Raw genomic sequence first — 24,616 nt, 5'->3', positions numbered from 1 at the left:
TCTTCATACCTCATTTTATCAATAACTTTATAAATTAAAACTGGCTTCCCACCAACATAAAAATATATTTCCTCTTTTTCTTCATTGGAGAGATTTTTATTCAATATTTCATTGGATAAAAAATCCATAAACTTTAAGGCAGTTTCTCTATCAAAGTCATCTATTAACATATAATCTGCTCTACCTTCAAGCTTCCCAGTATTATAAACATACTCAATAAACAAACTATCAGAAGAAAGGCAAAATATGGCATAGGTGTTGAACCTTGGTTAATGCCACTAAGAATTGGAATAAACTCCACAATAGCAATCTATTTCCATTTGATGTTAATTCTTTAATCATCTGCAAGTTCTTTGGAGCGGAGCGACAAAGATTTTGGAAAACGAAGTTTTCCAAGACGTCGAATATCAGTATTGGTATTTTTCCCTTTTCATTTAATTTAGCAAATAAATATTCAATATATTGATAAACATCGCCAGATTTATCTTCTTTATTAAAAATCTTATCAAAAAATGTTTTTGGAATATTTTTATTGGCATGCCTAAATAATAATTGCTAATATCCTCTGAACCTTTAATTAATAAATCAGATGATGATTTAGCATACTCCCTAAAATCATCTATTTTTGTTTTTTCATCTACTTCAAATAAACATTCAATAAAATTATCAACATTTAAAATATTTCCTTGTTCTAAAATCTATGAAAAATGGAATGTATTTTGATTTATCCAATTTAGTTGTTATAACTTCCCTAATTAATGTAGATTTTCCGCTGTTTATGGAGCCATAGATAAGATATATTAGGTTCCCCCTCTAATATAGATAAGATTTTACTAATCTCTTTTTCCCTGTTATAAAATTTCATGGTTTCAAACATTTAAAGTGTTTATCGTTTTATTTATTGAACATTAACTATTGAATCATCTCCAATCTTTTTTATGTTTATAATATTGTTTGCCACCTGTTCTAGCTCATCATGATGGGATATTACGAAAATCTGTGAAATAGTTTTTATATTTCTAAAAATATTTAACAGCTTTTTACGCCTATCCTCATCAAGGAATGCCGTTGGTTCGTCCAGTATTATACATTGTAGGTTATTACATACCGCCTTTGCTATTCCAAGCCTAAGGGCAAGGGATACTGCTATCTGCTCACCACCACTTAAAGTTTTTACAGGGAGTTCATCCACAATTATATCATAATCATTTTTAATTTGGATGTGGCTGTATGGTAATTCGAATTCTTTAAATATTTCGTTGGTGTATTTCTGAATAAGTGGGATATACTTTTCTCTCAAATACTGTTGAAATCCATTTTTTGAAAAGACATTCTCCCTTATATCTTTTAGATAAAATATGTATTTTTCCAATTGTTCCTTTTCTCGCTCTTTATCTCTTAATTTATTTAGGTTATTTATTTGAGTTTGTAGGAATTCCTCTTTGGAATTTAGATATGATGTTGCTTCTACAATCTGATTATTTGCATCATTCAATTTATTGAATATTTTTTCATAATCATTTTTTAATTTACTGTGGTAAGTTTCATCATAATTTAAATTATCCAATTCTTCTAAAATATCTTTTTTGTTGTTATTTAATATTTTTAGCTCTTCATTTTTATTATTTAGAATCTCATTTAAAGCATTTTCCAGTTTATCAATATCTATTTTATATCTATTGGAATAGTTTTTCAAAACTGATAGGGCATTTTTATATTTATTGTATGGTTCTTCATACATTTCCATTTCTTTTTCCATTCCCGATTTTTTCTGCTCCAATTTAATATATTGCTCTGCCTCCTTCTGTATGTTCTCGATTTCTTTTAGGGTATTAATTAGTTCTTTTTCTTTATTTTTTTTATCATTCATTAATCTTACAATATTATTCAATTTCTCCAAAACATTGTTTAATTCCCTTCTTTTGGTATTTACCTTTGTTCTATCGTAGTTCCCAACTGTTTTCAAAATATTATCTTTACTTTTTAAAATTTCCTTTTCATTTGCATTTTTTAAATACTCCACACAAAAGTTGTATTTGTTATAGTGCTTCTCTAAATCATTCTTTTTCTTTTCCAAATCTTCGATTTCTTTTTCAATGCTTATGTATTTGCTAATCTCCTTTCGGATCTCATACAAATCATTTATATAACTATCTAAATCTCTACTTATATTTTCTAAATTCTCCTTTTTTTCCTTTAATATTCCATACTTATCTTTTAATCTATTTATTTCTTCAAGTTTCTTTTTTAATTCCTTTAATTCAGTGCCGTAATTGATATATTTTTCGTTGAGTTTATTTAACCGCTGTTCTTCCTTTTCAATATCGTTGTAGTATGTGTTTAGGAGTTCCTCCTTTTTCTTCTCATCAATATATGACTTACACACTGGACATTTATTATCAGTTTCTTTAAGTTTTTCTATGGATTCTTTCATCTGGTTTATTTTCGTCTCTTTTTCAGCCATTAATCTGTTAAGATTGCTTATTTTTTCCATTAATTCATCATGATCTTTTATTAGTTCATTTTCAGTATTTATTTTACTTTCAATCTCATCAAAATTAGATAGTTCTTTTATGATCCCCTCCTTTTTCTTCTTCAAGGTATCTATTTGGGAGGCTATGCTTTTTTCTTTTTCCTTTAATTTCCCAAAATCTACAAGTTTTGCATTTAATTCATTTAATTTTTCATTTAATTCTAAATATTCATAATAGTATTTTTCGTTGTTTTTTAATTCTATTTTATTTTTGTTTATTTCCTTTAATTTATTATTTATCTCCTTTAATTCTGTTAATTTTTCCATTATACTATCTAAATTATTTAGCTCTTTTTTAATGTTTCCAATATCTTTGTTTATCGTTTCAATATCTTTATTTTCTGGATTAAGGTTTTTTAAGTTATTTTCAATACCCTTTAAATTATTCTCCAAAGTTTCCAGCATGCCCTTTAATTTATTGGATTTATCGTAATATTTTTTATATGTTTCAATTTCATTGGATAGTTCCTTTAATTTCCTTTCAATTTTAATATATCTATTGTACCCTTCATTATTTTCCATTAAAACATTACTATATTTATTAATGTCTTCTATGTCATTCTTTAAATTATAAATATCCATTTTAAGAGTTTCTATTTTATGCTCCATTTCTGTTAATATTTTGTTTAAATCGTTAAATTTTTTTTCTTTTTCATCATAATGTTTTAACTCTCCCTCCTTTTTTTCCTTTAAATCTTTAATGTGTTCATACCTACTTTGAAGTTCTTTTAATTCCTTTTCCTTATGTGCTATTTCTTCTTTTAAATTGATTATATCCTCTTTTATGGTATTAATCTGCTTTAACTCTCCCTTAATATATTCTAATTTACCATTGAATTCGTTAATCGCCTTTCCCATTTCTTCCCAAGTTTTTTCATATTTTTCAATGCCAAGAAGCTTACCAATAAGTTTCTTTCTTTCCGAGGGTCTGAGATTTATAAGATTGCTAATTTCCCCCTGTTTTATATATATTGCATTTAAAAATACCTCGTGGTCTATTCCGAGTATCTCTTTTATTTTATTATTCACTTCACCATTGCCCTCTGCATAAGGTTTATTATTTATATACAATCTATCAGTATTACCTCCTCTTCCCCTTCCCCTTATGACTTTATAATTATTTCCTCCTACCTCAAAGGTGAGCCCTATTAAAAACTGATTAGTCCCCCTCTTTTTCAAGTCCTCAATTTTAGAACTACTCCTTGCATATAGTGCGTAATTCATAGCCTCAAATATCGACGATTTTCCACTTCCATTCTGACCTATTATAGTGGTGATTCCTTTATTAAATGATATTTGGGTGTTTTTATGACTTCTAAAATTCTTAATGTTAATACCCATTATAATCATTATTCCACCGATTTTTATTTTATAAAATTTAAATTATTTTTTTAATTTTTTATAATATTCCTCATTCTTCCATTAAAATACTCTAGAAGATAAGCGTATAAATCATCATCCTCTAAAACCTTATTAAATATGTTATAAACAAAATCTATATCGTAATTTTTATTTTTAAGAAATTCCTTAAATATTTCATCAATATTTTTTTTATTTTGAATGTCAATTATTGCCTCTTCTACACCCTCCTCGACAATGAATAATCTGCTATAAAGTGCCTTTTTTTCTAAAATCTCATGTAAATGTCCAAAAAGTTCTTTAACAACATTGCAAATAACCACTGGATTTGATTTTGATTCCATTTCATTTATAAGATTTTCAAAATCCCTTTTATTCATGATTTTTTTGTCTATTATAAAATCCCTGCATTTTATATCTATTTTATCCACATCATTTATATCAAAATCTCCCCCACTCATATCAACCAAATAAAACCCCTTTCCGTTCTTTTCATAATCCCTGTACTCATCGTAGGACAAAATTTCTGTGGAACCGCTGTATGCAATAACACCATTTCCATATTTTTCTTCATTTTTATTCACATTTACACTATTTCCTATATCTTCATTATTAACGGTTCTAAGGGTTCTTTGATGGATATGTCCTCCTGCATAGTAGTTAAATCCCTTTGGAAGGTTACTTAATTGGAGCTCATATGTAGGCAAGTTTGAGTAGGAATAAATACTTTGGTGAAATAGTAGTATTTTGCTACCGTATTTCTTGGATTCCCTTTCTATTAAATTGTAATCATCAAAAAGACTGTTTATTTTACTTTTAAGTGTGAAGTCAGAACCTCCTATGAATATTTCTTCACTCCCCTTTTTAAAAACATGATATTTTTTATCAACAAATGTTTTTAGGTTATTACCCAAAAAGCCCTTCAATATTTTGAAAGGAGAACCTTTGGAGTTCCTATTTGGTAAATCATGATTGCCGTGAATAATATAAATCGGTATATTATATTTTTTTAACCTATTAAACCCCTCAATTGCCGTGTAAATTGCATTAATTGATGGTTCTGGACTTTCAAATAAATCACCACTATGAACTACAAAATCTGGTTTTATCTCAATTATTTTATCAATGCATTGGTTGAATGATTTATAAATATCTCTTTCCCGTTCATCTAAATTATACTGTCTGTATCCTAAATGGTTGTCGGATATATGGACAAACTGCAATTTCATCACCATAATATTTTATACTTCGTATTCACATATTATTCGCATGTGATATATACATTATTTTATATCATTACTACACCATTACTTTGATTTGCGGAGCTAAAATTCGAAGGTTTTTTAATCCCTTATCTTCGCGAAGCGAGGAGATTTTACAATCAAACGAAGTTAAAATTCGAAGGATTTATAACGGAAGGGACTTCTTGTGGAATAAGTTAAAATTTTAAAATTTTTATGTAAATAGATATAATATTAAAATTAAGTATTATATTTTTAGAGTATACAATATTGGCATTCTTAAATAAACATATAAAAAATAAAAAAATAAAAAATTATTTTAACACCGCCCCTTCATCTGCGGAAGATACTAATCTTGAATATCTTGCTAAATAACCTTTTTTAACTTTTGGTTCTGGTTTTTTCCATTTTGAGAGTCTTTCTTTTATTTCCTCATCACTTAGTTTTAACTCAATTTTTTTAGCAATCATATCTATGCTGATTATATCGCCCTCTTCGATTATAGCAATGGGTCCACCTGCCATGGCTTCAGGAGATATATGTCCTATACATGGACCTCTACTTCCACCACTGAATCTACCATCTGTAATCAGTGCAACGCTGTCATCTAACCCCATACCGCATATGGCAGATGTTGGGGAAAGCATTTCTCTCATTCCAGGTCCTCCTGCTGGTCCTTCATATCGTATTACAACAACATCTCCCTTTTTAATGTTCCCACCAAGTATGGCTTTTATAGAATCTTCCTCTGAATCAAATACTCTTGCAGGTCCTTCGTGTTTATACATCTTTGGATTTACTGCACCAATCTTAACAACACATCCATTGGGTGCAAGGTTTCCCTTTAAAATCCTTAAACCTGCTGTTTTATGAACTGGTTTATCCATAGGACGTATTATATCATAATCAATATAATTTACACTTTTTATAATCTCTTTTGTGGTTTTTCCACTTACTGTTTTTGTATCCCTTATTTTACTTTCCAACACCTTTAATACTGCTGGAATACCTCCTGCTCTATGTAGGTCAATTATAAAATGCTCTCCACCAGGTCTAAGTGATGCTATATGTGGAACTTCGTCGCTTAATCTATCAAAGTCCTCGAGGGTGATATATCCCCTTTCTATCTCATTTGCTATTGCAGGTATATGAAGAGTTGTATTTGTGGAACCACCAAGTGCTAAATCAACTAATATGGCGTTTTCAAATGATTCTTTTGTTAGTATATCTTTTGGTTTTATGTTATTTTTCACCAAATCGACTATCCTCATCCCGCTTTTTTTTGCAATTCTTACCTTCTGAGCATCAACAGCAGGGGTTGTTGCACACATTGGGAGCGATAAACCAAGTGCCTCAGTTAAACATGCCATACTATTTGCAGTGAATAATCCTGCACAACTTCCAGCACCTGGACAGGCACAGTTTTCAATCTCATTTAATACTTCTTCATCAATTTTCCCAACTTGGTATTCCCCAACCCCTTCAAATACACTTATAAGGTCATATTTCTTCCCATGCAGTTCACCTGGAAGCATTGGTCCTCCTGTTACTACAATAAATGGTATATCTAATCTCAGAGCCCCCATTATCATACCAGGAACTATTTTATCACAGGAGGGGATAAGTACCAATCCATCGAATCCATGAGCCTTAGCCATACTCTCTACGGTATCTGCTATTATCTCCCTTGAAGGTAAAGAATATTTCATACCCTCATGTCCCATGGCTATACCGTCACATACTGCCATAGTATTAAATTCAAATGCAGCTCCTCCATTTGCATATATTCCTTTTTTTACAGCTTCTGCAATGGTATTTAAATGGATATGTCCAGGAACTACCTCTGTAAAGCTATTTACTACACCTATAAAAGGCCTTTTTATTTCTTCATCAGTATATCCACAGGCTTTTAATAAACTTCTATTCGGGGATCTTGTAAGACCTGTTTTCACATTATCGCTTATCATTTTTTTATCACCTTTTAATTTTACAAAATAAAATACTATTTATATAATATAAAACTATTGAATAAAAAAATTAAAAAAAGTTTTTTTATAGTAAAATAAATAAATAATTATTTTTTATAAGAAAAATATAAAAATAGATAATTTTAAGGTTTCTCAATTTTAACAGCTTTTCCATCCTTCCATTCTACGAATATTGGTTCTGATGGAATGTCATCCAATGTTTTGAAGTATTCCACAGCCGCCTTTGTTCCGTATCTATCGGAACCTGCCAATAGTATTACTGTATGGCCGTTTATTATCTGTTTTTCTATAACTCCCTTATTTGCACCGGGGTAATCGTTGGTTACTTTGATTTTAAAATCATACAAATATTTTTTAGCCAATGGATTTGCCACAGGACCTCCAACTAAGATACAGTCTTCGGTTATTTCCAATGGTTGATTTATTAATTCGGTAGTATTTTTAAGACATTTTGCCGATAGGTTGTTGTCTATTTCTGAACCGATTATTAATTTTGCATTATGGACAATTTCTTTAATTTTCTCTGATTTTATGTCTTTTGCTACATCTGGGTAAGTAATTATGGTCGTAGTTTGTACAGAAGCAGTTTTTTCATTATTATTATTTTCATTTGATGAATTATTTGTAGAGGTATTATTGTATGAAGAATTTTTGCAGTATAATACATTCCTTGGGAAGGTTAAAGAGAGCTCCTTTACATCACCACTTTTCCAAATTACAGTTTCTTTTGATTTATAATTCCCAATATAAAATTCAACAGTTTTTCCATTATCCTCTTGGGTTCCATCTATTTTCAACTTTTCCTCTGAATAACTTGGACCACCAAACTTGTTGTCTTTAACAATTATGGAGCCCCTTACCTCTCCGTTAATTTTAGCCACCAATTTTACATTATTAAGCACCCCACCTCCTTCCACATTTACAGTTCCATAATAGGACGCAGGTAATACAGGAGCTGATGCAGAATATACCGTGGATATTAAAAAAATAAAAGAAAAGATTAAAATTATCTTTTTTAGCATTATCCCACCTTAATGTACATTTCTACCCATCAATTCATCTTTATTGCTCATAGCTAACCAGTATATGTTGTATGGTTCTAAATATACATTAGATATATTGTCGTTTCTGGTATATATATACCCACCTGCATCAAGTATTTGTATCCATGTATTATTTATTGACAATATATAATCACTTAGTTTTACCTTTCCATTGTAGTTCTCGTAATCATTTGTTGATGGGTTTATTGCCACTAAGTTATATCCTTTATAAACAATTCTTGATGGTGGAACTGATGGTTTTGAGCTATTGTATGATACATACATCGTTGTATCATTCTTACAGTATATGTAATATCCATAGAGCACTTTTAAGTCATGTTTTCTATGCAATTTCCATGAATTATTATAATATGTAATAATCTCCATAACATTTGATTCATTGCTGAATGATATATTGTTTTTATGTGGTAAAGATATTGCATTCCAACCTCTTTTAAGAGTTATTGAATTTTTTATAACAACAGTTCCATTACCTATTATGTAGTTTTCATAAGGTGCTATTAATGGATAGTTATCTATATTATTGTAAGGACTGTCTCCAATTCCATCTCCATCAGCATCAGTTCCATTGTAATCTGAATAGTAGTTTCCTAAGTAGTTCGTATAGTTATGTCCGTTGTATGTGTAGTTTATTTTTGCTAGTTAATGGAATGTGTTGTTTTGTGAGTTACTTTCAATGTAAATATTATCTGTGTTGTTTATGAAGTTGTTTAGATATATTGTGTTGTTGGATAAAGAATCAAGGTAGATTCCAATAAACTTATTATTAGAAGCATTTACATCTGTTATTTTACTGTTTGATACATTATAAAATTCAATTCCAATAGATGCATTGTTTAATTCAACATCTTTTACAGTTATATTTTCACAATTTACTGCAATTATTTGTCCTGGATTATATAATGAACTATCTATTATTTTATCTTTCTTATTTTCTAAATAAACTAATGGTTTTCCATTAACGGTGTTATTTTCTACTTTATTGTTGAATGAATTACCCCATACAGCCAATCCACAGTTTTTAAATGTGTTATTTGTTATTGTGTTGTTGGATGAAGAAACAAGGTAAATTCCACAATCAAACTCTTTAACAGTTAAATTCTTTATTGTGATATTCTTATGCCCATTTACATAAATTCCATAAATTCCATTATCATTCCCAACACCATCTAAAACCATCCCATTTCCATCTAATACTACATTATTGGCATCTATGGTTATTGCATTTCCACTTAAATTTGTGCATGATATATTTAATATATAATGTCCTGGAAAGTTGATTGTATAGGGTAAAGAATTTATAACAAAGTTATGTGGAATTGATATATTTTTACTTATAACTAATGAAGGGTCTCCATAAAGGTTAAAGTCCATTAAATTCATTTTCCAAGCATCATCATAGGTATATCCAAAACTACTTTTTGCCAAATATAATGCTTCTCCAACTGGATAACCTGATGCCACCCATTTTACAAATTCATATCCAATTTCTGCATTATCTGGTGTTCCATCTGGTTCCCAATACCCTAGATTATACCACGATACTCTTGATGCAGATACCGTTGCTACGGCCCCTCTTTTTAATAAAGCATATCCTAAGTTATCTGAATCTTCTGAATATCCATTTGAACATGAGCATTGATAAGCTATTGCTGGTTTATCATCCGATAGATTATATACATCAGACGAGCTAATAAAATCTACCCATTTCATTTCATTCCACTCAGGAGTTCCATCACCATTGGTGTCATTGTACCAATACTTCCTATAAGCTCCCCACGGACTTCCGTGGCCCCACCAAAATACCATACCATAACCTTTATTCCATTCATTTATTACATTTGTTTTGTTTATTGGAGCGTTGTAGTATGAAGCATTTGTTGGAACTGGATTTAATCCGCTTCTTTCATACATCACATAGTGTGAATAGTTTAAAGGTTGTAATACATTCTCTATTAAATATTTTGGAAATCTCTACCATCTGTTCTTGGCCAATAGGAATTATCTTCATTTTCATAGTTTAATATTGCCATAGGAAGTAATACTCTCTTTCTCCAATCTCCAGAAGTATTCTCATATTCTATGATTTTTTCAAGAATATAATCTAACTGGCTATAATCACCGTAAAATGGTATCCTTCCAACAAATACCTCGGGATAGAAATCTACATCATCATTTGGGTCTCCATATATGCCATTTCCATTTGAATCCCAATTTCCAGTTAAATCAGCATAGAAGTAATCCGTTGGAGATTCTCTATCACTGTAATCGTAATACCTTGGATAACACATCATCATAGGGATATTTCTATAACTATCTGAATCATTTAATGGGTCATCAGGGTCAGGATTTCCAATTAATAATACATATTTTATTCCATAGGTTTTGTAGTGATTTTTTAACCAATTTCTAATGTTTATAGCTCTTTGCTGTCCAGTGGCATTTCCATAGTCATTTTCTGTTATTACCAATGGGTTAAATCCTCTAATTTTTAACCAGTTCGTGAAGTTTGTTAGTTCATTACAATTGGATTTGATACTATTTGTAGTTATAATTACATAATCGTATATAGGATTGTTATTTAATTCATTTGGTGCTTTATTATTTATATTTACAATATCGTAATTGATGGGTTTATAATTTTTCAATAGATTTAGGGTATATGGCGATATTGAATACTCTTCAAGATTGCCATTTGTGGGTGATGAAGTTAAATACCCTTCGTTATTTAAATTATATGATATTTTAAAAGTTATTTTTTTAATATATACTGCTTTTTTCTGAACTGGATTATACTGTATTGGTGTAAATAATACACTAACTAATTTTGCTTCTCTTAATTGACCTTTATTTGCAATAACAACTGGTTTTTCAGGATAAAAACTGTTATTATTATACACATTAATATTGTATCCATTGACAATCTTTTTTCCAAGACCATAATCAACAATTATTGTTCCATTTAACCCATCTGAAACTATGGGGGGAGCTGGTGGAATATTTAAGGTTTTATTTATATATTCATAATCAATTTTAATTATTTTTAGATTAATTGTGGATAAATTACAGTTTGAAGGAAGCAATATATTGTAAGATTTATATGGTAGTTTAGGGTTTCCAGGGCTTCCTCCATTATAAAATCCATTTATTATTATTAAATTGGTGCCGTTAATATTTTCAATTTTGTAGTTTGGTGAGCTCAGTGTATAGTTATGGCTTTCTCCATATATAGAGCATATTCCAATTAAAGACACTATTAGCAATAGCAATATAAAAACATATTTTTTCATTTTTTCACCCCACAACTTTCAATGACTTCCAATAATGAACTGAAACCTTAAATGTTCTATTTTCATTTAGTTTTATTATTGCACAGTTCATACTATCGATATAATTTAAAGGTGGATAACCCACACAATAGGTGTAATTTTTGGATAATTCCGACATGTTTAATACCATAGTACCCGCATATTTATCCTCCCCAATTTTTTTTAATGGAATTGTTTTTACCCTTTCAAAAGTTCCAGAACCTGGTATATCTTTTACAGCATAAAAAAATTTATAGAGCGATATATTTTTTGGTTCTCTTCCAATTAGTTCATAATTTTTTGATTTTGGATTATCACATAAAACCGTTATTTCAATAGTTATAGTATCGTTAATGGCTGTACCATAATTTCCATTTTTCAAATTTTCAATCTTTGGTTTATCCATGCAGCTAGAAATTATTACCACTGAAATAATCGATATTATAAATAATAAATGCTTTAAATATTTTCCATTCAGCGACATTAATAATTACCACCAAATAATAATTTTAAATTTATATTCATATACATTTTAATTTATTTATATTTATTTATATTTATTTTTTTATGGTATATAAACAACTGATATATCTTATAAATAAAAAAATCATTAAAAATATGGATATTGAAGATATTAAAGTTGAATAGGCTCCCCCAATTATCCCAATATTGGTTATAAATACATAATTTAAAACACTATTTAATATTAAACCAAATAGTAAAATATACAGTGGTACCTTAGCATAACCTAAACCTTGAAGTGAAGAACTGCATATTGTATAGGAGCTCATAAAACCAGCAGAAATTGATAATATTTTTAAACATATAGACGCCCTGTAATCATCCACCCCAAAAAAAAACATTAAAAGCTCTTTTGAAAATATGAATATTATTACAAGAATAGGGAGAATTATAAAAAAATTCATTAAAATAGCCTTTTTAAAATATTTAAAATCCTTTGTTTTTGATATTCTTGGTATTAGTGGAATGGATATTGCAGAGGCAAACAAAAAAACACCCCTGGAGAGTAAAGATGCATAACCATAAATACCATTATCATAAGCCCCCAATATTGACATTATAAATATACTGTCTAAATCATTTAAAAGACGATAGGATGCTGCTCCTAAGGCTATTGGAATAGCATACACTAGTATTTTTTTAACAAGTTCTTTATTTTTATTTATAGGTGATTTAAATGAAGATATACTTATGTTAAAAGATTTCCTCAATAGATGAAAGCCAAAAATCCCTCCAACAATATATGCAAATGATATAGATAGTAGGGACCCTAAAACACCAAGTAATGGTGCAAAAATTACTACAAATAATATCTTAAATGTATTTTCCACCACCCATGTTTTGGAGAGCTCCTTTATTTTTAATCTGCCCTGTAATATTCCCCTGCTCCATGATATAAATGACGAACATACTATTGCAAATCCAACTGCAAGATATAATATAAGGTTTATGCTTTTGTATCCGCCACCAAGTATGTATTTTAACAGAATTGTAATCAGAGCTCCGATAATTGAAAAGATTAGCATAATCTTTAAAATAGATAAAATCCATTCATTGTGGTTATTTTCTGCCCCATACTCCGAGATATATTTTGCCATTGATGGTGGAATACCTGAGCAAAAAAATATGGTCATTACATCCATTAAAGGTATGAGCCCTCGAAGTGTTCCAAATCCGTCTGTTCCAAGAATAAGAGCAGTTAAAAAATAAAATACATAAGCCATTCCCTTTGAATAAATATTTGAAAAAATCATATAAAAACAGTCCTTTATAAGTCCATCGTTTTTTAAATTTTTAAGTTTTTTAAATTTCAGCATAATATCACTAAAAAAGAAAAATTTTATTTTTTTTATCGTATATAAATTCTAAGAATTTTTTATTAAAATAAAATATATTATAATCCAAGTAATGCAAAAATAACTCCTATAAATGCTATTATGGTTGTATACTGTGAAATAGGATATAACTGTCTAAATGTTAAAACTGGCATATATGCACTTATACCTGAGCTCAGTATAGGAAATAACAATGCTACTGCAAAGTTTTCAACAATTGTTATGGGGTTGTTTATATCTGGTGCAATACCGAGATAGAGAGTTGCAAATAAACTTCCAAGTGTTATCATTAGAAGTTCCTTTACAGACAGATATATTGCTCTGTATCTTCCAGAGTATTCCATAGTTGGACCTTCAATAACATCTGCCTTTGTATGCATAATTGAGAAAGGATAGTCGTTTGTCAATATCATATACCCTATAAAGTATGCTATTGCCCCAAAAATACCGCCTATGCTAAATAAAAAATTATCTCCAACAAGATTTATCAAATATATGCTTTTATGTGGGATAAATGGTATAAATGTGGATACATAAAATGGAAAGGAACCTATCGTAATCATTTTAAAAGCTCTAACTGCTCCCAACTGTTCAAGAGATATTTTAATAGTATTTAAAAAATTGCTTCCTTTACACTCATCAACATATGGCATTCTTACACCCATAATCGAGCTAACAAGGGAACCCATAATTACATAAACCATTTCCTCTATTTTCAAAAGACCCACAACACCTATCTCGTTTGAAAGTATATGAAACTTTGTGAGTGAGGTCAAAGCCAGTATTGTCCAAATAACAGTAAAACTTATAACAGGAAGAATTTTATATAATCTTGGCATAATGCTGTACGATTCCTCTGTCTTTTTTGCTAAAAACTTAAATAATGCCCAAAATCCTGGTGTTAATATTGATGGTCCTATTCTTTGTTGAATTCTAGCTTGAATTTTTCTTTGAATTCCAGGAATCCATGTGGATATTGCAAAGGCTATTAATGGAACGCCAATTATTGAGAGTATTTCTTCAATTAATACATACATAAATTACACCTCAGTTTCTTCCTTTATAATTTTTGGAAGTGCCTGCACAATGCCTTGTATAATATCTTCAGGTCTCGGTGGGCATCCTGGAACTTTAACATCTACTGGAATTATATTCTCAACAGGTCCATCTATAAAGTCAGAAGTCCCCAAATCTCCACCGATATTTCCATACACCCCACCCATTAATGCACAGCATCCCACTGCAACCACAGCCTTAGGTTTTGGTATTGCCTCGTATATTTTTTTAAGTGGTTCAGTCATCACCTTTGTAACGCATCCACTTACAATTAGTATATCAGCCTCTCTTGGATTCCATGTTAAAAGGACATTGTATTGCTCTGCATCGTAAAATGGAGATTGGACACAATTTACAACCTCAATATCACAGCCATTGCATCCCCCGGTGTATGCCAACATGATATGAATACATTTTTTCCTTGCATGTTCCTTTACCATGCATTCACCTTTTTATTTTTTTGCATTTTTTATTATTTTTTATCTTTCTTTTTTATTTTTATTTTCTTCTTTAATTATTCTTGAAAGGTTTATTGAAAGAATATTTGTTATTTTTTTAAGTTGTTCATCTGGGATATTCACAGGTTTTTCAAACATTTTAGTTAAATCAACTTCGATATATTCATCTCCAACATGCCTTGGGTGAATAGGAGATATCTCGTTAAATATAGAAAATACAGGACAGAAGTCATGGCAGTATAAACAATATATACATTTTGTGCTGTCGATTACAGGAATTGAGTTTTTTGTGTAATTTTCAGTTATTTTTACAGGTTTTATTTTTACCATGTCAATACATCCAGTTGGGCAGGCATTGGCACATCCTCCACACCCAATACAGAGCTCCTCAAATACACTCCTTGGAAGTTTTACACCTGATAATATGTTATTTCTCATTTCATTCGAGGTGTATCTATCGGTTCCAAAGATTATTCGTTCAAGATTTTCATACAATCCAGAAATAAATATTTTTGCAAGATTTTTAAAGGATGGGTCGTTCATAATATGCACCTATGTATAAAATTATTATTTTTTATTATATTATTACTTCTCAACCCATGTTCTATATATTGAAATAGCATGAGTAGGGCAGATATTAGCACAGGCTGAACAGAATTCACATTTATCCCAATCAAATTTACCTTTATCCACTGCATCGTTTGGACAAATTTTGTTGCATAATCCACAAGAAACGCAAAAATCAAAATCTGTTCTAATAAATGAATTGTTTCTATCTACTATCTTTTTATATCCTGTGGTGTTTGGTATTACATCTCTTGGGCAGTGTATAGCACAGTTTTCACACATTACACAATTGTTATTGAATATAATCTCTCTTTTGATAGATTTAGAAATTTCATTTTTAAATTTTATAATTTTCACGGTAATTGCATCATTTGGACATACATTTGAGCAGGTCCCACATCCTATACAGTTTTCATCCTTAATCACATCAAATCTTTTAATTTCTTCTATTTTTATAGACTCCTTTGGACAGACATCTATACATATACCACATAAAACACATCCACCTTCTATAAATTTCCCTTTATTAATCCTAACGCCCTGAGGGCATATATTTACACAGGTATCGCATAATTTACAGGAGTTCGGGTCATAAAATACCCTGTTATTTTCAATCTTTAAAGCACCTGTTGGGCAGTTATCAGCACATAAACCACAGTTTATACAGTGTTTTAATGGCATGGTTTTACTATCTTTTTTAATTTTAACCACTTTAAAGTTCAATACTTGTAAGGCATTCTTTGGACATTTTTTAATACAATTTTCGCATAGTATGCATTTTTCAGTATTTACTTCACCAAAGTTTATGGCATTATTTGGACAAACATCCCCACATATATTACATCTTGTGCATCCATCTACCTCTTCTTTTTCCAATATCGTGTTCTTTGGACATAGATATATACATTTTCCACATTCATCACATTTTTCCCTGTCTATCACTATTGAAGTTCTAATATCTGTTGAACGGGCAGTTTTTTTTCCTTCATCTATTGTAGATATATTATCATCAACCATACCCTTAATATTTATAGATTTAACTGCTCCACTATTAAATATTTTTAAGTACCTCTCTGCCAAAGCTTTGTTCTTTCTATTCTTTAAATCATTTAAGTCAAAATACATTCTTGCATCGTATGGACAAACCTCTACACATAAGCCGCACATCACACAAATTCCATCTGGATATACGACTGCCTTTTTAGTTTTATTTACAATTTTTTCCTCTTTTTTCATTTTAATTATGTTTATGGGGCATACAATCTCACAGGTTCCACATCCGTTGCATCTTCGCCTATCTACATAATATCCGCCAAATTCATTCTTTTTTATGGCATTATTTGGACATTCTCTTGCACAAGTTCCACAGGTGATACAGGAAAATGCCTTATTATCTATCAATTTAATGGCGTTGGTAGGGCACACTTCCATACATTTTGAAAATTCTTTGAATGGACAGGTTTCGCATTTTTCAATGCCTCTACATTTGCTTATATCCGTTATAATCATAATATCACATAAAATATTATTTTATTATATAAATTATCCATAACTATTTCTTAAATACTTTATTTATGATATTTCCAAATAATAAGCCTACCAATGACAATATAAAAGAATAAGACATTGGAAAATTGTAATAAGGTAGACTTCCTAACATGTATGCAATGAATACACCTACAATTAGATAAAACCATATATTCAACTTTGTATTTATCGTTATACCCAACAAAAAACCCACAAGCATCCCTACAAGTGATAAAAACATGGTGTTTATTGTAATTAACCCATAATTTATCATAATATCACCATTTAATATATTAATCTGAAATATTTTTTACAATGACCCTTTCGCTAGATAACAATGTAGTAATCGTAGATAATCCAGCCAATACCTTTAAACCTACTGCGGTATTTAAATAAGGTATTATTCCTGCATTTTCTAAACCCGTTGGTGATGGAAATACATTCATCCCAAAGAGACTATGTATGTTTAGGAGATAGTATCCTGAAACTGCAATACCTGTCAATCCAAGTATAAGAAATATTAGAGCTCCGAAACTTTCAAGGGTTTCCAAAAATTTATGGTTGAAATTTATCGGGCAATTTCTTATTCCAAATGAAACGATTGCTAGAATATATGAAGCAGCTATCAATGAACCGCCTTGAAAACCACCTCCTGGTGTAATATGTCCTCCAAGAATTACATATACTCCAAGAATCATTAATATTATACTCATGGGTATTGCTAAAACTTTAATTATTGGAGTAAATCCCTCTATCTCATCGATATTTAATTTTTTCTGATTTCCATATACCTCTTTAAGGAATTCTGAATTAAATAGACCCCTTCCAAATACCATTCCTGTGACAAGAACCGAGTTAATCAATATTAAACATTCCCCGAGTGTATCAAATCCCCTCCAATCAAATAAAACTGCTGTTACAAAATTTGGTATAATATAACTATGAGTATATATGGCATTTACTCCTTCAACTACATTTATATTATAAACGGAATACAATATGGCAGCACCAAAAAACATAAAGGATAGCGAAACTGCAATTTCCCTATTGATATATGACATGATATCACCATCGAATAATAATTAAATTTTACCTTTTTATTTAGCAAAATATATTACAACTGATAAAATACCTACAAATACCGATACCCAAAATAACTGCATGTTTATATGATTTGAATTTTCCCTATTGAATTTAAATAACATCGGCATGAATGAAATGGCAATTCCAATTATAGAGATACCTATAACTGCAAATAGTATGTCACTGAATACCCGAGATAACAGCAACACTGACATAACTAAAAAACTATATAGGGTTAATTCACCAGTTAGTCCTGCACCAACCGATATTCCATCGCCGTGTTTTTCTTTTTCCATTTGCTTTTGAAATTTATCGTATTCCATAATACCACCAATAAATAAAATTTAGTATTAAAAAAATATTTACATTAAATAAATTAAAATACCATTATAATGTCCAAATCCTTCCAATTTCATTTGCATAAGGAGTTATTTGATTTATTACAATATCTGGATAAATACCCAATAAGATACATAATATAGTCAATACAGCCAGAGAAAATATAGAGTATTTTGAGACCTTGGTAGTTTTATACTCCTTAATCTGCTCTTCACTGCATGGTTTTAAGAATATTAAGTAAAATGCCTTCATCATTGAAACGAATGTTCCCACACTAACTAATATCATTATAATTGCAAGTTCTGGCATATTTACATTCATAGCCGCTTCTGCAAGTAATAATTTACTTTGGAATCCATTAAATGGTGGAACTCCACTTATTGCAAGTTTTGCACATAATATCATAAATGCAACCGTTGGCATAATAGGTAAAAGCCCACCAAGTTTTGCCAAATTTGATGATTTCTTTTGACTGACTATGTGAGCTCCTAAAAATAATGCACTCTTATAAATAAAGTTATTTATTGCATGGAATATTCCTGCTACAATACCCAACGGTGTTCCAATGGCAAGTCCTGCTGCAACATAACCAACCTGACTTATGGCATGATATGAAAGAAGTTTTTTATAATCACTTTGCAACAACGCCATCACAACACCAAATACCATCCCAAATATTGATAATGCAATCAATGCACCATGGGCAGTATTGAAATAAGATAGACCACCGAATAATTTTAATATTACAAGCATTATTGCCACAAGAATGGCTTTTGAATATGTTTGCAACATTGAAGCCACAAATGGCTTTGCTCTGGCATATATATCAGCTTTAACTGTGTGGAAGGGTGGAAGACCGCTTCCATAGCACAAACCTATAATTAGCATCAATAATCCGCCGTATATGGTGGGTGTTGCAGGATTATTTGCAAGGTAGTTGTGCATGTCGCTTATATTGAGTGTTCCTGTTGCAGATAGTAAAAATGCTATACCCAATAACAACAAAGAACCAGCCATATTTCCCATAATCATATATCTAAATGCCGATTTGTATGCCTTTTCTGTTCCAGATGCTATTACTAATCCCGTTTGGACAATTGCCACAATCTCGTAAAATACATATATATTGAAAAGGTCATCTGCCAAAACCACTGCTGAAACACTGGCAAGTCCCATTAATAGCAACGATACAAATAATCCATTTACTCTTTTTTCACCTATTCCAGTAATAAGTACCAATGAACCTATTAGCATTAATGTGAAGATTATTATCTGCTTTGCCGGATTAAATATATACGCTATTCCAGAGATTAACCCACTTTCCATACCATGAGCTCCGAAGAAATATGTTCCATAGCTCCCAAGGAATGGAAGAATTATAAGAGATAATGCCATCAAAAGTGCTAAAATTCTAATTACCTTACTTTTATAAATATAATTAAATATTATCGCCATAATTAATGGATATACTACAATCAAAGGCAGAAGGTTCATTATTTTCACCATATTATTTTACTAATAATTAAACATTAATCCTCCTTTAATATAATCGACGCTTTAAGTGTTTTATATTTTTTGTAGAATACTATCGATAGTGCAAGCATTATGGCAAGCATTGAAGCTTCAATAACAATATTTGTTAATACAAGTGCTTGAGGTAGAGGATAAACTGCTTTTGTGGCAAACATTGTAAATTCCATGCTGGGCATTTTAATAGGGACAATTCCACCAGCCTTATATCCAATAGCAATCAATGTTAAATTTACTCCATTTCCAAGTGCAGATAGGGCTATAATTTTTTTTAAAACATTATCTACAAAGAAAACACCATATAACCCTACAATGGCTAAAATTCCGGCGGTTATAAATGATGCAAGTTGTAAATCCATATTCATCACCAAAATTAAAAGAATTATAGCAATTTCAATAATAGGATATAATATTAATATAATATCATAATTAATATCATAATATAATATCATAAATAATATATAACCAATTTGTCATTAATTATAATGATAAATATCTTTCAAAATATATAAATATTATGGTAAGTGGATAAAAAAATTAGAATATAAATATACTTCAAAGTATAATAAAACCTTATATAGAATTATTTAACGTAAAAAAAAACTTCTATTTATAATAATTTATTAAATCTTTTGGTGATAAATTGGAAATAAAACCGATTTTAGAGGAATATTTAAAAGATTGCAAAAAGCTCGCCATAATGGGCATTGGAAATACTATGAAAGGGGATGACGGCTTTGGTGTATTAATAATTGAAAATTTAATAAAATATTATAAAAATAAATATAATCTAAATGAAAATAATGAGGTGAATAAAATAGAGGATAAAATTATACTTCTAAATTGTGGGGTTGTTCCAGAAAATTTTACAGATGTTTTAAAGCGAGAAAAACCAAGCAATATATTGATAATTGATGCTGCATTGATGGGAGAGGTGCCAGGAACATTGAACATTATAAATAGTGAAGATATATCAGGGGTGGTTTTTTCCACACACTCATTACCTATGAGCGTAATAGTTAAATACCTGACATATTATATAAATACAGAAATACTTATAGTTGGTATTGAACCAGAACAGATTGATTTTGGAAAACCATTATCAAAAAAAATTTATGAAAAAAATTTAAAATTTACAGAGAGGCTTATTGAATTAATAGATTCTTTTTTAAAAATAAATAGATAAAAATTTTTATATAAAAAAATTAAGAAATAATAAAGGTGAATAAATGTTTTCCATTAAATTTAAAACAACGGATGAGTTATCTGAACCTTCGCCACGATTAATAGACCAAATAATAGGTCAAGATGAAGCCCTCAATATTGTATTAAGTGCAGTTATCAATAAAAGGCATGCTCTATTGTTGGGGGACCCAGGTGTTGGTAAATCTATGATGGTTAAAGCTGTGGGTGAGCTTATAGAAAAGTCCAGCACTGACTTTAAACCATATACTATAATAGCAAAACCAAATTTAAAAAACCCTGAAAAACCCATTGTAGAATTAATAGAAGGTCATTATGAGGAAAAAATTGAGGTTATAAGTCCGAGTGTTGTAAGACAACCTCCAAATATATTAACCCTTATAATATTTATGATATTATTTACTGCAATTACATCATATTTAATGAAGGGGCTTCCAGAATCAAAGGTCCTTGGTGTAATAGCAACAGTTTCTATTGTAGCATTTGCCTTGGCATTTGTAATAATATTTTTAACCATATTTGGAGCTACAAAAGGTTCTATGTCAAATACTGTTGGTCCTATGGATTTAAAACCTATGATTCTTTATGAATGCAAAAAAAAGCCTCTTGTTAGAGCTAGTGCATACAATGTGACCAAATTATTGGGCGATGTTAAACACTGTCCCCTTGGCGGTAAGCCACCACTTGGAACTCCACCACATAAGAGAATAATTCTTGGGGCAATACATGAAGCTCATAAAGGAATCCTCTATGTAGATGAGATAAAAACCATGCCTCCTGAGGTTCAAGATTATATATTAACCGCATTACAGGACAAACACCTTGCAATAAGTGGTAGAAATCCAAACTCAAGTGGAGCAACTGTTGAAACAAACCCAATACCTTGTGATTTCACATTGATTATGTCTGGAAACATGGATGATGTCAATAACCTAAGAGCTCCGCTACTGGATAGGATTGACTATAAAATTGTTCTTAAAAATAAAATGGAAAATACCCAGGAAAACAGAGATAAATTATTACAGTTCATAGTTCAGGAGATAAAAAATAATAATTTAAATCCAATGACTTATGAAGCATGCTGTGAAATAGTTAAAATAGCCCAGTTGCTTGCAGGTTCAAAGGATAAATTAACTTTAAGGCTGAGAAGATTATCAAATATTATAAAGATGGCAAATGATATTGCAATGGGTAAAAATATAAAGGACATAATTGATGAGATGTCAAAAGCCGAGGTCGAAGAAATAGAAAAAGAAGCCAAAAGACATGAAGGGACAACAGAAGATGATAAAAAATTAAAAAGCATTATGGGTGTGCTGAACAAAATAACTGAAAAAGACAAAGGAGTAAAAGAAGGAATAGAAAAAGAAACAGTTGAAAAAGTTCAGAAATATCCTAAAAAAGAAAAAATCTATATCGATATAGAACATGTCCTTACAGTCTTAAATACGGGAATATACAGCATGAGCAAACAGGTTGCTATTGACTATTTAAGGAATTTCAAAAGATATAAAAATATAGTTCCAAACGATACTCCAAAGGTTGGTGTTGTGTATGGTTTAGCTGTGCTTGGATACGATGGAATAGGTGATGTAACAAAAATAATTACCCAAGTGGTAGATTCAAAGAATCCCAATACTCATTTATTAAATATCAGTGGAGACCTTGCAAAGCACAGCATTACCTTGGCATCAGCATTATCTAAAAAATATGTATCTGAGGGCAAATTGCCTTTGAAATCAGAGGAAGATATTGACTTAAACTCAAAGGATATATACATACAGTTCAGTCAGTCCTACTCAAAAATTGATGGAGATAGTGCAACTGCGGCGGTTTGCCTAAGTATAATTTCATCGCTACTGAAAATTCCATTAAAACAGGATTTTGCAATAACTGGAAGCCTCGATTTAAACGGCAATATACTTGCCATAGGTGGAGTAAATGAAAAGATAAATGCTGCAAAAGAATATGGATTTAAAAGGGTAATCATCCCAAAATCCAATATGAGTGATGTAATAGATACAGAAGGAATCCAGATAATTCCTGCTAACACCTTAGAAGAAATAATTCCCCTCGTATTTGAAAGCAATCCTTTAAAAATTAATTAATATTTTTATATATATTTTTTACAACTTCACCATACGGTAATTTCCTTCTGTGTAAGAAATTATATATAGGAAAATAATGTAAGTAGAAATATATTTAAAAAATATATATTGGTGAATAAAATGGATGAAGTTTTGGCAAATGTGTATATTACAAAAGAAAATGGAGAAAAAGAGAAATTTAATTTTGAAATTGTAAAGGAATCCCTAAGAAATGCTGGAGCGGATGAATCCCTTGTAGATGATGTAATAAAAAGAATTGAAAATAGAATTCACGACGAGCTCACCACAGCAGAATTAAAGATGATGATTATAATGGTATTGAGAAGAATAAACAGCGAAGTAGCTCAGAAATATACTGCAAACCACTCATAATTCTATTTTATTTTTTATTTCAATTCATAAAGTAAATTACTTAATTCCGCTATTTTTTTAATATTTAATTTAAAAACCCTCTCGTTTAAATTAAATTTTAAGTTGTTTAAATTATTTAGTATATCTTTCAGTTCATCACGATTTAAATTAATTTCATGGGATGAGTTGATAAGTGCTTTTTTAACAGTTTTATTTTTATGTTGAAATAGAGCTCTCACCACATTCTCAAAAAACTCTTCATCTTCTAAATGGAAAAGTTCATTAGGCTCTTTTTTGGTAATTTTTACAATTGCAGAATCTACTTTTGGTTTTGGTGAAAATGCAGATGGTGGGACCTTACATATAAATTCTACATTTGCATAATATTGCACAGCAACGCTTAATCTTCCATATTCTTTTGTTCCTTCCTTTGCCACCATTCTTTTAGCAAATTCGTATTGATACATCAAAACAGCAACATCAAAATCCATTTTTAGGAATTTGAATGTAATTGGGGATGATATTTGATAAGGGAGATTCGCCACGATTTTATTAAAATTTAATTCATTCAAATTAACCTTTAATGCATCATTCCAAATTACATCAACATTCAAATGCTCGGCAATTACTTCTTCTGCAAAAGGCTCCAATCGCCTATCTAATTCGATAACATATACCTTTTTTGCATTTTTTGCCAATTCTTTTGTTAATATCCCTTTACCAAGACCGATTTCTAAGACTATATCGTTTTTATTTATGTCGGCAGCATCTACTGCTTTTTTTACGATATTTTTATCTTTTAAAAAACACTGTCCTAATTTTTTATTCTGTTTCATAATCCCACATCTAGGTTCCAAAACGAGCGATAGCGAGTTTTGGACTTTGGATAGCAACCTTTTTTAAAGGTTGCTTATAAAAACACTGTCCTAATTTTTTATTCTGTTTCATAATCCCACATCTAGGTTCCAAAACGAGCGATAGCGAGTTTTGGACTTTGGATAGCAACCTTTTTTAAAGGTTGCTTATAAAAACACTGTCCTAATTT

22 protein-coding genes and 1 pseudogene are annotated in these 24,616 nt (G+C 30.1%); 3 read left to right on the top strand and 20 right to left on the bottom strand.

Annotated elements, in window-relative coordinates; all coding sequences use genetic code 11:
* The 19 genes and pseudogenes from F7B34_RS06680 to F7B34_RS06590 form a co-directional block, all read right to left on the bottom strand.
* Positions 1 to 756: pseudogene (locus tag F7B34_RS06680) on the bottom strand (ATP-binding protein); the annotation flags it as partial.
* Between the two features lie 142 nt (positions 757 to 898).
* Positions 899 to 3,883 carry an AAA family ATPase gene (locus F7B34_RS06675; RefSeq protein WP_292461057.1) on the bottom strand — a complete coding sequence of 995 codons (2,985 nt, stop codon included), beginning with the start codon at positions 3,881 to 3,883 and terminating at the stop codon, positions 899 to 901.
* 41 nt (positions 3,884 to 3,924) lie between these two features.
* Entirely contained in the window at positions 3,925 to 5,115 is a 1,191-nt protein-coding gene (locus F7B34_RS06670; protein WP_292461056.1) for a DNA repair exonuclease, read from the bottom strand.
* A 332-nt stretch (positions 5,116 to 5,447) separates the two neighbouring features.
* Positions 5,448 to 7,100: a dihydroxy-acid dehydratase gene (gene ilvD, locus F7B34_RS06665; protein WP_292461055.1), complete on the bottom strand. Its 1,653-nt coding sequence runs from the start codon at positions 7,098 to 7,100 to the stop codon at positions 5,448 to 5,450.
* A 143-nt stretch (positions 7,101 to 7,243) separates the two neighbouring features.
* The gene (locus F7B34_RS06660; RefSeq protein WP_292461054.1) at positions 7,244 to 8,143 is read right to left on the bottom strand and encodes an S-layer protein; all 900 of its coding nucleotides are present in this window, start codon (positions 8,141 to 8,143) and stop codon (positions 7,244 to 7,246) included.
* A gap of 9 nt (positions 8,144 to 8,152) precedes the next feature.
* Complete coding sequence (locus F7B34_RS06655; RefSeq protein ID WP_292461053.1) at positions 8,153 to 8,551, bottom strand: hypothetical protein; 399 nt, start codon at positions 8,549 to 8,551, stop codon at positions 8,153 to 8,155.
* Positions 8,552 to 8,827: 276 nt separating this feature from the next.
* The gene (locus tag F7B34_RS06650) at positions 8,828 to 10,099 is read right to left on the bottom strand and encodes a C25 family cysteine peptidase (protein ID WP_292461052.1); all 1,272 of its coding nucleotides are present in this window, start codon (positions 10,097 to 10,099) and stop codon (positions 8,828 to 8,830) included.
* A gap of 41 nt (positions 10,100 to 10,140) precedes the next feature.
* Positions 10,141 to 11,475, bottom strand: coding sequence for a C25 family cysteine peptidase (locus tag F7B34_RS06645; protein ID WP_292461051.1), 1,335 nt, complete (start codon positions 11,473 to 11,475; stop codon positions 10,141 to 10,143).
* A 4-nt stretch (positions 11,476 to 11,479) separates the two neighbouring features.
* Positions 11,480 to 11,899 (bottom strand): hypothetical protein, encoded by a 420-nt coding sequence (locus tag F7B34_RS06640; protein ID WP_292461050.1) that lies wholly within the window; start codon positions 11,897 to 11,899, stop codon positions 11,480 to 11,482.
* A gap of 151 nt (positions 11,900 to 12,050) precedes the next feature.
* Positions 12,051 to 13,331 (bottom strand): flippase, encoded by a 1,281-nt coding sequence (locus F7B34_RS06635; protein WP_292461049.1) that lies wholly within the window; start codon positions 13,329 to 13,331, stop codon positions 12,051 to 12,053.
* 77 nt (positions 13,332 to 13,408) lie between these two features.
* Positions 13,409 to 14,386 carry a respiratory chain complex I subunit 1 family protein gene (locus F7B34_RS06630; RefSeq protein WP_292461048.1) on the bottom strand — a complete coding sequence of 326 codons (978 nt, stop codon included), beginning with the start codon at positions 14,384 to 14,386 and terminating at the stop codon, positions 13,409 to 13,411.
* Between the two features lie 3 nt (positions 14,387 to 14,389).
* Positions 14,390 to 14,845, bottom strand: a complete 456-nt coding sequence (locus F7B34_RS06625; protein ID WP_292461047.1) for an NADH-quinone oxidoreductase subunit B family protein — start codon at positions 14,843 to 14,845, stop codon at positions 14,390 to 14,392.
* 39 nt (positions 14,846 to 14,884) lie between these two features.
* Positions 14,885 to 15,406 carry a 4Fe-4S binding protein gene (locus F7B34_RS06620; RefSeq protein WP_292461046.1) on the bottom strand — a complete coding sequence of 174 codons (522 nt, stop codon included), beginning with the start codon at positions 15,404 to 15,406 and terminating at the stop codon, positions 14,885 to 14,887.
* A gap of 42 nt (positions 15,407 to 15,448) precedes the next feature.
* Positions 15,449 to 16,939, bottom strand: coding sequence for a 4Fe-4S binding protein (locus F7B34_RS06615; protein WP_292461045.1), 1,491 nt, complete (start codon positions 16,937 to 16,939; stop codon positions 15,449 to 15,451).
* A gap of 43 nt (positions 16,940 to 16,982) precedes the next feature.
* Positions 16,983 to 17,231 (bottom strand): hypothetical protein, encoded by a 249-nt coding sequence (locus tag F7B34_RS06610; protein WP_292461044.1) that lies wholly within the window; start codon positions 17,229 to 17,231, stop codon positions 16,983 to 16,985.
* A gap of 19 nt (positions 17,232 to 17,250) precedes the next feature.
* Positions 17,251 to 18,018: an MnhB domain-containing protein gene (locus tag F7B34_RS06605; RefSeq protein ID WP_292461043.1), complete on the bottom strand. Its 768-nt coding sequence runs from the start codon at positions 18,016 to 18,018 to the stop codon at positions 17,251 to 17,253.
* A gap of 36 nt (positions 18,019 to 18,054) precedes the next feature.
* On the bottom strand, positions 18,055 to 18,363 hold the full coding sequence (locus F7B34_RS06600; protein ID WP_292461042.1) for a hypothetical protein: 309 nt from the start codon (positions 18,361 to 18,363) through the stop codon (positions 18,055 to 18,057).
* Between the two features lie 64 nt (positions 18,364 to 18,427).
* Positions 18,428 to 19,873: an energy conserving hydrogenase EhbF gene (gene ehbF, locus F7B34_RS06595; protein WP_292461041.1), complete on the bottom strand. Its 1,446-nt coding sequence runs from the start codon at positions 19,871 to 19,873 to the stop codon at positions 18,428 to 18,430.
* A gap of 35 nt (positions 19,874 to 19,908) precedes the next feature.
* Positions 19,909 to 20,268 (bottom strand): cation:proton antiporter subunit C, encoded by a 360-nt coding sequence (locus F7B34_RS06590; protein WP_292461040.1) that lies wholly within the window; start codon positions 20,266 to 20,268, stop codon positions 19,909 to 19,911.
* Between the two features lie 341 nt (positions 20,269 to 20,609).
* Between F7B34_RS06590 and hycI the strand changes: the two genes are divergently transcribed.
* The 3 genes from hycI (at position 20,610) to F7B34_RS06575 (ending at position 23,592) form a co-directional block, all read left to right on the top strand.
* Positions 20,610 to 21,095, top strand: coding sequence for a hydrogenase maturation peptidase HycI (gene hycI, locus F7B34_RS06585; RefSeq protein WP_394355318.1), 486 nt, complete (start codon positions 20,610 to 20,612; stop codon positions 21,093 to 21,095).
* 43 nt (positions 21,096 to 21,138) lie between these two features.
* Positions 21,139 to 23,220: an ATP-dependent protease LonB gene (lonB, locus tag F7B34_RS06580; protein WP_292461038.1), complete on the top strand. Its 2,082-nt coding sequence runs from the start codon at positions 21,139 to 21,141 to the stop codon at positions 23,218 to 23,220.
* A gap of 120 nt (positions 23,221 to 23,340) precedes the next feature.
* Positions 23,341 to 23,592, top strand: a complete 252-nt coding sequence (locus F7B34_RS06575; protein ID WP_292461037.1) for an ATP cone domain-containing protein — start codon at positions 23,341 to 23,343, stop codon at positions 23,590 to 23,592.
* Positions 23,593 to 23,606: 14 nt separating this feature from the next.
* Here the strand turns inward: F7B34_RS06575 and rsmA are convergent, their stop codons facing one another.
* Positions 23,607 to 24,407: a 16S rRNA (adenine(1518)-N(6)/adenine(1519)-N(6))-dimethyltransferase RsmA gene (rsmA, locus tag F7B34_RS06570; protein WP_292461036.1), complete on the bottom strand. Its 801-nt coding sequence runs from the start codon at positions 24,405 to 24,407 to the stop codon at positions 23,607 to 23,609.
* Positions 24,408 to 24,616 lie beyond the last annotated feature (209 nt).

Source organism: Methanothermococcus sp. (genome assembly GCF_015523155.1).
Taxonomy (GTDB): Archaea; AGJL01; Methanococci; order Methanococcales; family Methanococcaceae; genus Methanofervidicoccus.
The sequence above is the reverse complement of the archived record's forward strand: the minus strand, read 5'-3'. Positions and strand labels throughout refer to the sequence as shown.

Coding starts and splice junctions, on each gene's coding strand:
- F7B34_RS06640 (WP_292461050.1), bottom strand. CDS start 11,899: ATGGATAAACCAAAGATTGAAAATTTGAAAAATGGAAATTATGGTACA.
- F7B34_RS06660 (WP_292461054.1), bottom strand. CDS start 8,143: ATGCTAAAAAAGATAATTTTAATCTTTTCTTTTATTTTTTTAATATCC.
- F7B34_RS06635 (WP_292461049.1), bottom strand. CDS start 13,331: ATGCTGAAATTTAAAAAACTTAAAAATTTAAAAAACGATGGACTTATA.
- F7B34_RS06600 (WP_292461042.1), bottom strand. CDS start 18,363: ATGGAATACGATAAATTTCAAAAGCAAATGGAAAAAGAAAAACACGGC.
- rsmA (WP_292461036.1), bottom strand. CDS start 24,407: ATGAAACAGAATAAAAAATTAGGACAGTGTTTTTTAAAAGATAAAAAT.
- ehbF (WP_292461041.1), bottom strand. CDS start 19,873: ATGAACCTTCTGCCTTTGATTGTAGTATATCCATTAATTATGGCGATA.
- F7B34_RS06615 (WP_292461045.1), bottom strand. CDS start 16,939: ATGATTATAACGGATATAAGCAAATGTAGAGGCATTGAAAAATGCGAA.
- F7B34_RS06655 (WP_292461053.1), bottom strand. CDS start 8,551: ATGGAGATTATTACATATTATAATAATTCATGGAAATTGCATAGAAAA.
- F7B34_RS06625 (WP_292461047.1), bottom strand. CDS start 14,845: ATGGTAAAGGAACATGCAAGGAAAAAATGTATTCATATCATGTTGGCA.
- F7B34_RS06630 (WP_292461048.1), bottom strand. CDS start 14,386: ATGTATGTATTAATTGAAGAAATACTCTCAATAATTGGCGTTCCATTA.
- F7B34_RS06645 (WP_292461051.1), bottom strand. CDS start 11,475: ATGAAAAAATATGTTTTTATATTGCTATTGCTAATAGTGTCTTTAATT.
- F7B34_RS06620 (WP_292461046.1), bottom strand. CDS start 15,406: ATGAACGACCCATCCTTTAAAAATCTTGCAAAAATATTTATTTCTGGA.
- lonB (WP_292461038.1), top strand. CDS start 21,139: ATGTTTTCCATTAAATTTAAAACAACGGATGAGTTATCTGAACCTTCG.
- F7B34_RS06605 (WP_292461043.1), bottom strand. CDS start 18,018: ATGTCATATATCAATAGGGAAATTGCAGTTTCGCTATCCTTTATGTTT.
- F7B34_RS06575 (WP_292461037.1), top strand. CDS start 23,341: ATGGATGAAGTTTTGGCAAATGTGTATATTACAAAAGAAAATGGAGAA.
- F7B34_RS06650 (WP_292461052.1), bottom strand. CDS start 10,099: ATGTATGAAAGAAGCGGATTAAATCCAGTTCCAACAAATGCTTCATAC.
- ilvD (WP_292461055.1), bottom strand. CDS start 7,100: ATGATAAGCGATAATGTGAAAACAGGTCTTACAAGATCCCCGAATAGA.
- F7B34_RS06590 (WP_292461040.1), bottom strand. CDS start 20,268: ATGGATTTACAACTTGCATCATTTATAACCGCCGGAATTTTAGCCATT.
- hycI (WP_394355318.1), top strand. CDS start 20,610: ATGGGCATTGGAAATACTATGAAAGGGGATGACGGCTTTGGTGTATTA.
- F7B34_RS06610 (WP_292461044.1), bottom strand. CDS start 17,231: ATGATAAATTATGGGTTAATTACAATAAACACCATGTTTTTATCACTT.
- F7B34_RS06675 (WP_292461057.1), bottom strand. CDS start 3,883: ATGATTATAATGGGTATTAACATTAAGAATTTTAGAAGTCATAAAAAC.